The organism is Martinezella sp. CNPSo 3890, from assembly GCF_057784455.1.
This window is the reverse complement of record NZ_JBXSOR010000004.1, coordinates 79,665-92,695: the sequence shown is the minus strand read 5'-3', so window position 1 is coordinate 92,695 and position 13,031 is coordinate 79,665. Positions and strand designations below refer to the sequence as shown.

The following is a 13,031-nucleotide window of genomic DNA, read 5'->3' as shown; positions in this document are numbered from 1 at the left end:
CGCCGTCCCGGTCCAATCTCACTGTCGCTGAGCGGGGTTACGGCAGCGCCGGAAATCCAACGTTTCCTCTCGTATCCTTTGCCATATCCACGTTTAAATCGATATAACCATATGGTTACTATTGCTTCTGATTCACCGGGGGCTGTCAACTTATGCGATGATCGGTTACTTATCGGCGTGAGGGTGGGCCGCATAAGCCTTACGAAATGCCGCCGGGAGCCATGATGTCAGAAGCTAAGACCGTGAAGCGCAGCGCAAGGAATGCAGGCCTTGCGAATGCAGAGAAAACTCCCTCGCGCGCAGCTTCGGAACGGCCCCGTCTCAGGGATGCGGAACGCACCAGCAAGGCGATTTTGGCGGCCGCGACCAAGGAATTTGCCGAGCGCGGCTATGGCGGTGCTCGCGTCGATGCCATCGCAGAACGGGCGAAAATCAATAAGCGGATGCTCTATCACTATTTCGGCGGCAAGGATGCGCTCTACGTCGCCGTTCTGGAAGGCAGCTATATCGCCATCCGTTCGGCGGAAGCACGGCTCGATCTCTCGCATCGCTCCCCTGCAGACGGCTTGCGGGAGCTCGTCGTCTTCACCTGGCAATATTTTCTGGATCACCCGGAATTCCTAGGAATCCTCAGCACGGAAAACATGCATAAGGCCCGCTTCTTGAAGCGTTCGGCGCGCATTTTCGAGCTGCACTCGCCGCTGGTCTCCGAGATTTCTGGCCTGCTCGATCGCGGCGCGGCGGCGGGCGTATTCCGCAGCGATTGCGATCCCGTGAAGATTTATATGAGCATTGCGGCCCTCGGCTCGTTCTTCCTCACGAACCGCTGGACGCTCTCGACGATCTTCCGTCGCAATCTCTCGGACAAGAGCGAAATCGACGCCTGGGGGGAGCATATCGTCGACGTGATTTTCGCCTATCTGCGTCCCTGAAATCTCCCGCGCAACAGACTCAGCAACGATAGACGATTGCCGCTGCGGCCATTGACGATGGCCGTTGACAGCATGGCTTTGCCATGTCAGTTATGTAACTATATAGTTATTTACGGGAGGAAGAAACTCATGGCAACGAAGCCGATCGGCATCATCATGCACGGCATTACCGGCCGCATGGGCTATAACCAGCATCTCGTGCGTTCCATCCTGGCGATCCGCGAACAGGGCGGCGTTCTTCTGTCGAACGGCGATAGGCTGATGCCGGAGCCGCTGCTTGTCGGACGCAATGCCGAAAAGATCGAGGCGATTGCCCGCAAGCACGGTCTGTCCAAGACGACGACCGATCTCGAGGCCGCTCTTGCCGATCCCAGCAATACGATCTTCTTCGATGCCGGTTCGACGCAGATGCGCGTCGAGCTTCTCGTGAAGGCGATTGCGGCCGGCAAGCATGTCTATTGCGAGAAGCCGATCTCGGAGACGCTGGAGGAGGCGCTCTCGGTTGCGGCTTCGGCAGAGCGTCGCGGCGTCAAGAACGGTGTCGTCCAGGACAAGCTCTTCCTGCCTGGCTTGCGCAAGATCGCCATGCTGCGCGATAGCGGCTTCTTCGGCAAGATTCTCTCCGTGCGCGGCGAATTCGGCTATTGGGTTTTCGAAGGCGATTGGGGCGTGAAAGCACAGCGCCCCTCCTGGAACTACCGCAAAAAGGATGGCGGCGGCATGATCCTCGATATGCTGCCGCATTGGCGTTATGTGCTCGACAATCTCTTTGGTGAAGTCAAGTCGGTCAGCTGCCTCGGCGCCACGCATATTCCAAGCCGCGTCGACGAGAACGGCAACACCTATGTCGCCGATGCCGACGATGCCGCCTATGCTACCTTCGAACTCGAGGGCGGCGTTATCGCCCATATCAACTCCTCCTGGGCGGTGCGTGTACGCCGCGACGATCTCGTCACCTTCCAGGTCGACGGCACCCATGGATCCGCCGTCTGCGGTCTGATGCGCTGCTGGACACAGCATCGCGTCAACACGCCGAAACCGGTCTGGAACCCCGATCAGCCGCAGCCAATCAATTTCTTCGATACCTGGGAAGAGGTGCCTGACACGCAAGCCTTCGACAATGGTTTCAAGGCGCAATGGGAGCAGTTCCTGTGCCATGTGGCCGAGGACGCGCCCTGGAAGTTCACGCTGCGCGAGGGCGCCAAGGGTGTGCAGCTGGCAGAGCTGGCACAGAAGAGTTGGGCGGAACGCCGCTGGGTCGACGTTCCCTCGCTGTCGGCCCGCTAGGAGGCTGATCTCATGGAGAGAAGTCTTCACTTGCCAAGTGCCGATGGCACGATCGCCGCCTTCACGCCCGTCAATGAGCCATTGATCGCGCCTGTAAAACCGGCTGGCGGCCATCACTTCAATCGCGTGGCCTATGCGGCGGCGCATGTTGTGGTCGATGCGCTTGCCGACAACGATCCCTGGCTTGACCGCAACATCGACTGGGAGCGCACGATCGCCTTCCGCGAATATCTCTGGGGTCTCGGCCTCGGCGTCGCGGAAGCGATGGATACCGCACAGCGCGGCATGGGGCTCGACTGGACCGGCGCAAAGGAGCTGATCGCGCATGCACAGTCAGCCGCCCGCGGCCGGCCGGATGCCGTGATTGCCTATGGCGCCGGGACCGACCATCTGCAGCCCGGTCCCGATGTCACGATCGATGACGTCATCCGCGCCTATGAGGAACAGGTCGCTTATGTCGAAGGACAGGGCGGCCGCGTCATTCTCATGGCGAGCCGGGCTCTGGCGGCAGTCGCCAAGAGCCCAGACGACTATGTCAGGGTCTACGACCGCATCCTCGGTCAGGTCAAAGAGCCCGTCATCATTCATTGGCTCGGCTCGATGTTCGATCCGGCCCTGGCGGGCTATTGGGGCTCGGCCGACGACATGCTGGCCATGAAGACGGCAACAGCGATCATCAATCAGAACGCAGCCAAGGTCGATGGCGTGAAGATTTCGCTGCTTTCGGCAGAGAAGGAAATCATCATGCGCCGCCGGCTCGATCCGTCGGTCAAGATGTATACCGGCGACGATTTCAACTACGCAGAACTGATCGCCGGTGACGAGCAGGGCTATTCGCATGCCCTGCTCGGCATCTTCGATGCCATCGCGCCGGCAGCGAGCGCAGCTCTCGCAAAGCTCGCTCAGAACGACCTCGACGCCTTCCACGCGATCCTGGCGCCGACCGTCCCGCTATCACGCCATATTTTCAAGGCACCGACGCGCTTCTATAAGACCGGCGTCGTTTTCCTTGCCTATCTCAACGGCTTTCAGGACCATTTCCAGATGCTCGGCGGTCAGCAGAGCGCCCGCTCGATCCAGCATCTTTCGGAGCTTTTCCGTCTGGCCGACACGGCGCGCGTACTGCGTGATCCGGATCTCGCAGTCTATCGCATGAAGGCAATCCTTGCCACCATCGGCATCGACTAGCGGATAAGAATGGGGGAGGATCACGATGGCCGTAGAGGGTCTGTCCATCAACTTGGCGACGGTGCGCCAGCAATATGACATGCGCCAGGCGGTCGAAGCCTGCCTGAAGCAGGATATCGTCGCGATCGCGCCCTGGCGCGATCAGGTGCATAAGATCGGGCTTTCGGAGGCTGCTCGCATTGTCGCCGACAACAAGCTCAAAGTGACTGGCCTTTGCCGCGGCGGCATGTTTCCCGCGGCAAGCGCCGAGGGTAGGGCGGCTGCAATCGAAGACAACAAGCGGGCGATCGACGAAGCGGCGGCGCTGAATGCCGATTGCCTCGTCCTTGTTGTCGGTGGCCTGCCGGAAGGATCGAGGGATATCACGCATGCCCGCGAGATGGTAGCGGACGGTATCGCGGCGATCCTGCCACATGCGCGCAGCGCCGGTATTCCGATCGCGATTGAGCCGTTGCATCCTATGTATGCGGCCGACCGCGCCTGCGTGAACACGCTGGAGCAGGCGCTCGACATCTGCGATCTCCTGGGCGAAGGCATCGGCGTCGCGATCGATGTCTACCACGTGTGGTGGGACCCGAAGCTTTATCAGCAGATCGCGCGTGCTGGCGCCGGTGGCCGCATCCTGGCGCATCACATCTGCGACTGGCTCGTGCCGACCACGGACCTGCTGCTCGATCGCGGCATGATGGGCGACGGTGTCATCGACTTGAAAGGCATCCGCGCCGAGATCGAGAAGGCCGGTTTCTTTGGCTTGCAGGAGGTCGAGATCTTCTCTCAGAATGATTGGTGGAAGCGCCCGGGTGAGGAGGTCCTCTCCACCTGCATCGAGCGTTTCCGCACCGTCTGCTGATTTGCGGCGGCTGAGGCAGCATCGCCAATAAAAAAGCCGGACCACCAATTGGCCCGGCTCCTATTTCAAACCATCGACGTAACGGCTTATTCGGCCGAAACGATCTTGCCGCCTTCCCACTTGTAGAGCGAGAAGCTCTGCGAGGTCAGGTCGCCGGTTTCGCCGTAGGTGACCTTGCCGATGGCGGTGTCGATCGGTTCGCCCTTCTTCAGAGCGGTACCGACTGCTTCGGCATCATCTGCCTTGCCGGCCTTCTCGATGCCGGCCTTCAATACCTGCACGGCAGCATAGGCGTTCAGCGTGAAGGCTTCGGCCGGGATGTTGCGCGCCTTGAGGGCGGCGACGGCGCTTTGCGAATCCGGGTTCTTCAGCGCGTCAGACGCGTTGGTGAAGAGCGTGCCGGCAGCCGAATCGTTGGCGATCGCCCAATATTCGGTATTGGAAAGGCCGTCGCCACCGATGATCTGCGCCTTGACGGAGATGTCGTGCAGCTGGCGGGCCAGCAGACCTGCTTCCGGATGATAGCCGCCGAAGTAGATCACGTCGACGCCGGCCTGCTTCAGCTTTGTCGTCAGAGCGCTGTAGTCTTTCTCGCCGGGGGTCAGCGAGTCATTGACGACCTCAGTGATACCGCCCTTGTTGATCGCAGCCTTGAAGGCGTCCGCCAGGCCCTTGCCGTAAGCGCCCTTATCGTTGAGGATGGCGATCTTCTTGTCCTTGAAGTTCTTCACGACATATTCGCCGGCGACGACGGCCTGCTGGTCATCTCGGCCGCAGGTGCGGAAGATGTTCGTGAGACCACGATTGGTCAGGTCCGGAGCGGTTGCGGTCGGCGTGACCATCAGGATGCCGTTTTCGGCCAGCGCGTCCGAAACCGGAATGGCAACACCCGAAGTGACCGGGCCGACGACGAAGCGGATGCTATCGCCGACAAAGCCGTTGGCGACGGATACGCCCTGCTTCGGGTCGCCGGCATCGTCGCCGAGCTTCAGGATGAGCTTCTGGCCGAGAACGCCGCCGCTCTTGTTGATTTCGTCGATGGCGGTCTGTGCGCCATTCTTGACCTGCTCGCCATAGGCAGCAACCGGGCCGGTCAGCGGCGCGATGAGGCCGATGGTGATGTCCGCATGTGCAAGAGGTGCGAAGGCCAGCGAAGCGACGAAGGTCGCGGCCGTCAATGTCTTCAGACTCATGTTAGCTCTCCTTGGATGGGCGCGGCAGCACCCTTTGAACCCGCCCGCAATCGCCTGTCTCGACGCGCAAACTGCCGTGAGGCGTTCTTTTTAAAGAGACAAAGCTGATATCGAAGCCGATGATCGCCTTCGGACATTTTTTGATCTTGAAAGCGCTCATGAGGGTATTTGTGTAGGAATATTGCGACGATTTCGCAAGAAAATAACCGTCGCGAAGACAATTTTAGCGTTTTTCGAAAAATTTTGACGAGGGATGGTTGTTGCCTGCTTGCCGCAGAGCCTAGGTAATAGGGCGGTAAACCGAGGTGGATCTGAAAGTGGAAATCTGCATGCGGCGGATCCACATAAGCCGCGGCGTCTGTCATGGTGCGGCCCGGGCCAAGGAGATCAGTATCGCGTGAACGACAATGACGATTCGAAGGTCTATTTTGACCTCTGGCGGCTGATTCCCGACGGTACCCCGATCGTGACGCATTCCAGCCGGCTTTTTCCCGTGCGTCGCGATGGCGAGCCGGCGATGCTGAAGATCGCCGATGCACCGGAGGAGAAATCGGGGGCCGAGCTTATGGTCTGGTGGAATGGCATTGGTGCTGCGCGCGTTCTCGAGCATCAGGACGATGCTATCCTGCTCGAACGGGCAATAGGCAGCCGCTCACTTGCCGAGATGGCAAGGAATGGTGAGGACGACGAGGCAAGCCGGATCATCTGCAAGGCCGTCGCCGGGCTCCACGCCTCTCGCGGCGGCGCCCTGCCGCAATTGATCCCGCTTGTCCACCGGTTTCGTTCGCTCGAAACCATGGCTCATTGTGAAGGCGGTATCTTCGTCCAGTCCGCGGTTGTCGCGCGCACGCTGTTGGCGGAGCCCCGCGATGTCGTCGCGCTGCATGGGGACATTCATCACGGCAATATCCTCGATTTCGCGGAGCGTGGCTGGCTTGCGATCGATCCCAAGGGCCTAGTGGGCGAGCGCGGCTTTGATTACGCCAATCTCTTCTGCAATCCCGACAATGCCGTCGCCACATCTCCCGGCCGTCTTGCCCGGCAAGTGACGATCGTTGCCGAGGCGGCGGGAATGGAGCGCGGACGCCTGTTGCGATGGATCATTGCCTGGGCCGGTCTTTCAGCAAGCTGGCTGATCGAAGATGGCGAGGAGGAATACGTCGAACCAACGCTGCGCGTTGCCGAAATCGCGGCGGCAGAACTCGCCAGAACCGAAGACTAGATTAAGGCCGCGCGCCAGGACTGCCGATAGCGCGCCAACCCCGGCAGTTCGGTGCGAATAGGTGGGCTGTCCGCGGCGCCGACGGGTCTTATCCCCGTCAGCAAGGCAGCACCCTGGCTGGTGCCTGTCGAGCCCGCTAGTGCGATGACATCGGTGTTCGTCAAGGCAGAGAGGGCGATGAGGTAGGCGCGATTGAGCGCAAAGGGACCTTCGACGAAGATCGGTCCTTTAGCGCCGATCAGATCGAGGCAGGCTTCCGTCATCAGCGCGAGATAGAGGCTGACGGCGGCAAGGCGTTCGGCGGAATTGGTCGCACTGCCGATCCAACGCATTTTCCTGCCCGGAAACGGACCAGAGCCCTCGACTACATTGGGCAGTAGCATGAGGCCTTTCTCGATCACCCGTTCCAACGCGGCTTCGATTGCTTCATGGGATGCAATACCGATTTCCGCTGCCAGAATCTCGAACTCGCGGCCGCCCATGAAGCGGGAAGACGGCACGGCGCGGCCATAGGCATCGACATTGGCAAGGGTATCGCGGGCGGGATCGAGATGATCGAGATCGCCGCCGACGCCAAAACTGATAACCCATGTCCCCGTCGAGACGACGGCAAAAGGCGCTTCATTCTCGACAAGATGCGGCAGCAGCGAGGCGTTGGAATCATGAATGCCGCAATAGACAGGGACAGGCGACGAGAGACTGATATCGGCGGCAAGTGCTGGTAGCACCGGCCCTAGGGCGTCGAATGCCGAACGGACCGGCGCCATCAAGGCACGAATGCCAAGCGTGTCAACCAGGGACGAATAGCTTTGGGTCGTCGGGTTCCAGAGATCGGTATGGCAGCCAAGAGACGTCATCTCATTGGCGGCGACGCCGGTCAGGCGAAACGCCCAATATTGCGGGTAGGTCAGGATCGTTGCGACGCGAGCGAAATCAGCCGGGAAGGCGCTTTGCTGATAGTGGATCTGCGCGCCGACATTCAGGCCACCGGATAGCCGCGGCGAAAAGGTTTCGGCAAAAGCCGGGCGCACTTGCGCATAGGCATCCTGAACGGCTTGGGGATAGATGTGTTCGTAATCGAGAACCGGCAAGGCAAGATCGCCGCCGGCGTCCAACAGGACCACCGAAGCACCGTGCGTCGTGATTGATATGGCATCGAAGCCGGGCGTGGCTGCAAAGCCCTTCAGCGCCTCGATGATGAAGCGCCATAGGCTTTCGATATCGTAATGCGGGTAAGGACCTGACTTCAGGACGCTGTTTGCGGTCCTGACGGCGGCGATCTCGGCACCGGTCCCGGCGTCCAGCACAACGACCTTAGCGTTGGTCTTGCCGATGTCGATCACGGCGATGTGGCGGTAGGCTGTCTCGCTGTTCATGGCAGATGAAAGACCGTGACAAGATCACTTTGGATGGGCGAGTTATCGGGATTGGTCGCCATGATGTCGGCCATATGCGCCCACCATTTCTTCATGACGGGATGTTCGGGCAGGCTGGCCATAGTGTGATCTTTCGGCCGGGTCAGCACGCCGAAAAGCGTATTCGTCTCGCGGTCGAGATGGATGGAGTAATCGCTGACACCTGCCTGATGCAGCAGATCCACCAGCTCAGGCCAGATTTCATCATGTCTCTTGCGGTATTCCGCTTCCATGCCTGGATTGAGCGTCATCTTGAAGGCGTGGCGTTCGAGAGCAGGGGTCATTTGGAGCTCATGGTCCTGATGCGCTTTGCCACGATCGGCAGCGCGATGGTGATGATGAGGAGGAGGCCGATGAAGATCGACATGACGATGCCCGGTACGTTGAGCAGGCCAAGGCCGAAGGTGACCAAGCCCATCACGAAGGCGGCGATGACGACGCCGCCGATCGTCCCCGAGCCGCCGAGGATCGACACGCCGCCGAGCACAACCATGGTGACGACTTCGAGCTCCCAGCCGAGCGCGATCGACGGACGCGTGGAGCCGAGGCGCGAGGTGAGGCAGACGGCGGCAATGCCGCTCATGATGCCGGTCAGAAGGAACAGGATGAACTTGACCCGCTCGACCGGAATGCCCGAGAAGCGCGCTGCGAAATCATTGTTGCCGATCGTATAGACCTGCCGGCCGAAATTCGTCGCATGCAGCAGGATGGCAAAGGCGATCGCCAGCACGATGAAGAGCACGAATTCGAACGAGAAGACCCAGACGACATAGCCCTGGCCGAAATAGGCGAAACTATCCGGATAGTTGCCATAGGCCTGGTCGCCGAGAACGATATAGGAAATGCCGCGAAACAGGCTCATCGTGCCGATGGTGACGACGATTGACGGCAGCTTCAGCACGGAAACGAGGAATCCGTTGAAGATGCCGCAGACGAGGCCGACGCCGATACCGATCGCAACGAGGCCGGGCGTGTCGACGCCCATTTGCGCGGCAGCGCCCATCGCCGTCGACGCCAGCGCGATGATGGCTGCGACCGAGAGGTCGATTTCGCCGGCGATGACGAGCAGCGCCATGGCAAAGGCGATCATCGCCTTTTCGGTAAAGTTGAAGGTCGCGTCCGAGAGATTGAACGGATCGAGGAAATAGGGCGAGGCCAGCGAGTTGAAGATGAAGATCGCGACCGCGACGCCGAAGAGCAGTGTTTCCCAGCTTGCCATGATGCGCTTGAAGGGCGTGCCGAGGCGATCAGGAATGGCGCGCTTTTCCGCGGTTGCCGCTTGCGAACCGTTGCTCATGCGTGTGCTCCCTGGCTGGCGGTGTCCTTTGCGGCTTGATCGCGCAGGATGATGCGGCCGCGGTTGCGTTCGCGCCGGGCGTTGAAGACGACGGCAAGGATGATGACGGTGCCTGAAATCGCCATCTGCGTGAACGGCGAGATGCCGATGACCGGAAGTGCGTTCTTGATGACGCCGAGGAAGAGGGCGCCTAAGACCGCGCCGGCGACTGAACCGACACCGCCGGCAATCGAAATGCCGCCGATGACGCAGGCCGCCACGCTATCAAGTTCGAAACCATTGGCGATATCGACATAGGCGACCGCATAGCGCGAAACCCAGAGATAGCCGCTCAGCCCTGCAAGCGCGCCGGAGAGGACGAAGGCGAGGAAGCGCGTCCAGCCGACATCGATACCGGCATAGACGGCGGCAACCGGATTGCCGCCGCTCGCATAGGCCGAACGGCCGAACTGCGTATAGCGCAGCAGCAGATACATCATCAGCACGATGGCGATGCCGATCCAGGCAAGAACCGGCAGGCCGAGAAGCGGCGTGCGGGGCACGTTCAAAAAGACCGGCGTGAATTGGTGGGCATTGACCCAGGCGCCGCCCGACAGCACGAAGGCCATACCGCGATAGATCGTCAAGGTGCCAAGTGTGACGACGATTGGTGGGATTTCCAGTGCCCAGACGAGATAGCCATTGATGGCGCCGAGAACTGCACCCGTCAGGATTGCGGTAATGACGAGCGCGATCAGCGGAATATCGGGATAGCCCGCGTTCAGCATCGCAACCGCCATGCCTGTCAGCGCCAGATTGGCGGCAACGGACAGATCGATCGATTTTGTCAGGATGACCGTCATCTGGGCGAGCGCGAGGATGATGAGGATCGATGTGTCGTTGAAGATATTGGCGAGATTGGCGGGCTCGGCAAAGCCGGCCGCACGCGTTGCGAAACCGGCGATCATCACGATGATGATGATGGCGAGCAGCGTTTCGCGCTTTTTGAGGATGCGTGGCATCCCGTCCTCCCTATGCATTTCCAGTGGCGGCGCGCACCAAGGTTTCCGGCGTGAGCCCCTCGCGCTCGAAAAGGCCAGCGGACAGGCCTTCCTTCATGACCAGCACACGATCCGACATGCCGAGGATCTCGGGCAGTTCGGAAGAAATCATGATGATGCTGAGGCCCTCGGCGGCCAGCTCGCTGATGAAGCCATGGACGGCGGCCTTCGAGCCGATATCGATCCCCTTGGTGGGTTCATCCAGAATGATGATCTTCGGCTGCGTCGCGAGCCATTTGCCGATGACCACCTTCTGCTGGTTGCCGCCAGACAGCGTGCCGACGGGCACGGAAAGTGCGGCAGCGCGCAGATCGAGCCGTTCCGCATATTTGCGGGCAAGCGCGAATTCGTTGGCTGCCTTCAGGAAGCCCTTGCGCGACGTGCGCCCGAGTGAAGGTAGCGACATATTCTGATAGATTGGCATCGGCAGTGCCAGGCCGTGGCGACCGCGCTCTTCGGGCACATACACGATTCCCGCGCGAATGGCATCCTGCGGCGATCGCACTTGGATTTCCTGTCCGTCGAGCGTCAGGCGTCCGGACAGCGGTTTGGTGATGCCGAAGAGCGATTGGCAAAGCTCGGAGCGTCCGGCGCCGATCAAGCCATAGACGCCGAGGATCTCGCCGCGCCGAAGCTTGAGGGAAATGTCGCGGAATTCGGTGCGGTGACAGTATTTGTCGACTTCAAGAACGGTTGCGCCGATCGTCACCGGCACTTTCGGGAAGGCGTCCTTGACATCGCGTCCGACCATCATGCGGACGATTTCGTCCTGTGGTGTGGACTTCAATTCTCCATGGCCGACGGCGCGGCCGTCGCGGAACACGACGAAATTGTCGGCGATTTCATAGAGTTCGTCGAACTTGTGGCTGATGAAGAGGATGGCCTTGCCCTTCGCCTTCAGCCCCTCGACAATGCGGAAGAGATCGTCGATCTCCTTGCGGGAAAGGGCGGCGGTGGGTTCGTCCATGATGACGATGCGGGCCTCGATCGACAAGGCGCGTGCGATTGCCACAAGATGGCGCTGCGCGATGGAGAGGTCCTTCAATCGGGTTGTCGGATCGATCGCACTTTCGAGAGATTGCAGAAGCTCTTTCGATCGGCTGTTCATCCTCTTCCAGTCGATGGTGCGCCAGGATGTGCGCGGCGCATGACCAAGGAAGATGTTTTCGGCGACGGTCAACTCGTCGAAGAGTACGGTTTCCTGATGAATAGCCGTGACGCCGGCATCGATCGCGGCCTGCGCATTCGCAAAGGCCGTCGGCTTGCCATCGACGAGGATCTCGCCTTCGTTAGGACGATAGATGCCGGTCAAAATCTTCACGAGGGTCGATTTGCCCGCCCCGTTCTCGCCGATCAGCGCGGTCACCTTGCCGGGATAGAGCGAAATGCTGACGCCATCCAGCGCCTTGACGCCGGGAAAGATCTGGGAAATGCCGCGCATTTCCAGAATGGCCTGATTGTTCGCGGCTGGTGCGTCCGCGATGGAGCGTTGAAGGACTGTGGTCATCAGCAATGTACCGGATCAATGAAACCAGGTCCGGCGGCTGATGCCGCCGGAGAGCTGCGAGTTCGATTTTCGATCAGAAAACCTTGGAGAACTGATCGATGTTCGAAGCATTGTAGACGAACGGATCAGCCATGGCGGCTTCGCCGTTTTCGCCAACCTTGATCTTGCCCATGCGGCCGGCATTGATCTCGCTGCCCGGCTTGCCGTCGGTCTCGCCCTTGACGAGGCGATAGGCGATCTGCGTTGCGGAATAGCCGAGATCGATCGGGTTCCAGATCGCAAATTCCTTCGTCGCACCGGACTTGATGGCGCCGGCCATTTCGGACGGCAGGCCGAGACCGGTCACATAGACCTGGCCGATCTTGCCGGCATCCTTGACCGCCTGCGAAGCAGCGAGCACACCGACCGTCGTCGGAGCGACGATGACCTTGACTTCCGGATGCGAGGTCAGGAGGCCTTGGGCTTCACGATAGCTCTTGTCGGAGAGGTCGTCACCATAGACTGTTGTCACCAGGTTGAGGCCCGGGAAATCCTTCAGCTGCTTCTTCATCTCGCCGATCCAGATGTTCTGGTTGGTCGAGGTGGTCGTTGCCGACAGGATGGCGAAATTGCCCTTGCCGCCGTCGAGGTGATCCTTGGCGAGGGTCAGGCACATTTTGCCGATCAGTTCGTTGGACGAGGGGTTCAGCTGCAGGATGCGGCCAGCCTTGGCGACGCCGGAATCCCAGGAGATCACCTTGATACCGCGCTGTGCCGCCTTCTTAAGGGCCGGAACAACTGCGTCGGGATCGTTTGCGGAAATCGCGATGGCATCGACCCCTTGGGCGATCAGCGAGTTGATGACTTCGATCTGGCCTTCGGCCGTGGTCGAGGTCGGGCCGGTGTAGATCACCTGCACGCCGCCGAGATCCTTTGCGGCTTCCTGTGCGCCCTTGTTGGCGGCTTCAAAGAAGCCGTTGCCCAGCGACTTCACCACGAGGCCGATCTTGATGTCCTTTGCACTGGCCGCGCCGGCGAAAAGCGTGGCGGCGAGCGCGACGCCGATCGCCAATTTCTTTGCAATATTCATGTCACTTCCTCCCAAAGTTAATAGGCATGCT

The 13,031-nt window shown here is 60.3% G+C and carries 12 protein-coding genes; 5 read left to right on the top strand and 7 right to left on the bottom strand.

Annotation, left to right across the window (positions count from 1 at the left end):
- Positions 1-224 precede the first annotated feature (224 nt).
- The 4 genes from AC13RC_RS13195 to AC13RC_RS13180 all read left to right on the top strand — a co-directional run bounded on the left by AC13RC_RS13195 (position 225) and on the right by AC13RC_RS13180 (position 4,257).
- Positions 225-932, top strand: a complete 708-nt coding sequence (locus AC13RC_RS13195) for a TetR/AcrR family transcriptional regulator (protein ID WP_488557554.1) — start codon at positions 225-227, stop codon at positions 930-932.
- Positions 933-1,061: 129 nt separating this feature from the next.
- The gene (locus AC13RC_RS13190) at positions 1,062-2,219 is read left to right on the top strand and encodes a Gfo/Idh/MocA family protein (protein WP_488557381.1); all 1,158 of its coding nucleotides are present in this window, start codon (positions 1,062-1,064) and stop codon (positions 2,217-2,219) included.
- A gap of 12 nt (positions 2,220-2,231) precedes the next feature.
- The gene (locus AC13RC_RS13185; RefSeq protein ID WP_183809021.1) at positions 2,232-3,407 is read left to right on the top strand and encodes a dihydrodipicolinate synthase family protein; all 1,176 of its coding nucleotides are present in this window, start codon (positions 2,232-2,234) and stop codon (positions 3,405-3,407) included.
- A 25-nt stretch (positions 3,408-3,432) separates the two neighbouring features.
- Complete coding sequence (locus tag AC13RC_RS13180) at positions 3,433-4,257, top strand: sugar phosphate isomerase/epimerase family protein (RefSeq protein WP_488557380.1); 825 nt, start codon at positions 3,433-3,435, stop codon at positions 4,255-4,257.
- An 86-nt stretch (positions 4,258-4,343) separates the two neighbouring features.
- Here AC13RC_RS13180 and AC13RC_RS13175 read toward each other — a convergent pair whose 3' ends face one another.
- A complete protein-coding gene (locus AC13RC_RS13175) occupies positions 4,344-5,450 on the bottom strand; it encodes a branched-chain amino acid ABC transporter substrate-binding protein (RefSeq protein WP_113329751.1) in 1,107 nt (368 codons plus the stop codon).
- 397 nt (positions 5,451-5,847) lie between these two features.
- Between AC13RC_RS13175 and AC13RC_RS13170 the strand changes: the two genes are divergently transcribed.
- Positions 5,848-6,672 (top strand): aminoglycoside phosphotransferase family protein, encoded by an 825-nt coding sequence (locus AC13RC_RS13170; RefSeq protein WP_488557379.1) that lies wholly within the window; start codon positions 5,848-5,850, stop codon positions 6,670-6,672.
- Here AC13RC_RS13170 and AC13RC_RS13165 read toward each other — a convergent pair.
- The 6 genes from AC13RC_RS13165 to rhaS all read right to left on the bottom strand — a co-directional run bounded on the left by AC13RC_RS13165 (position 6,669) and on the right by rhaS (position 13,000).
- The gene (locus AC13RC_RS13165) at positions 6,669-8,048 is read right to left on the bottom strand and encodes an FGGY-family carbohydrate kinase (RefSeq protein WP_488557378.1); all 1,380 of its coding nucleotides are present in this window, start codon (positions 8,046-8,048) and stop codon (positions 6,669-6,671) included. The genes AC13RC_RS13170 and AC13RC_RS13165 overlap by 4 nt on opposite strands.
- Positions 8,045-8,371: an L-rhamnose mutarotase gene (gene rhaM / locus AC13RC_RS13160; RefSeq protein WP_488557377.1), complete on the bottom strand. Its 327-nt coding sequence runs from the start codon at positions 8,369-8,371 to the stop codon at positions 8,045-8,047. The genes AC13RC_RS13165 and rhaM overlap by 4 nt, the downstream gene beginning before the upstream one ends.
- Positions 8,368-9,384 (bottom strand): ABC transporter permease, encoded by a 1,017-nt coding sequence (locus tag AC13RC_RS13155; RefSeq protein WP_145318519.1) that lies wholly within the window; start codon positions 9,382-9,384, stop codon positions 8,368-8,370. Before AC13RC_RS13155 ends, rhaM begins: the two co-directional genes overlap by 4 nt.
- Positions 9,381-10,385 carry an ABC transporter permease gene (locus tag AC13RC_RS13150; protein WP_488557376.1) on the bottom strand — a complete coding sequence of 335 codons (1,005 nt, stop codon included), beginning with the start codon at positions 10,383-10,385 and terminating at the stop codon, positions 9,381-9,383. The genes AC13RC_RS13155 and AC13RC_RS13150 overlap by 4 nt, the downstream gene beginning before the upstream one ends.
- A gap of 10 nt (positions 10,386-10,395) precedes the next feature.
- The gene (locus AC13RC_RS13145) at positions 10,396-11,931 is read right to left on the bottom strand and encodes a sugar ABC transporter ATP-binding protein (RefSeq protein ID WP_488557375.1); all 1,536 of its coding nucleotides are present in this window, start codon (positions 11,929-11,931) and stop codon (positions 10,396-10,398) included.
- Between the two features lie 73 nt (positions 11,932-12,004).
- Positions 12,005-13,000 carry a rhamnose ABC transporter substrate-binding protein gene (gene rhaS, locus AC13RC_RS13140; protein ID WP_075853916.1) on the bottom strand — a complete coding sequence of 332 codons (996 nt, stop codon included), beginning with the start codon at positions 12,998-13,000 and terminating at the stop codon, positions 12,005-12,007.
- Between the last annotated feature and the right edge of the window lie 31 nt (positions 13,001-13,031).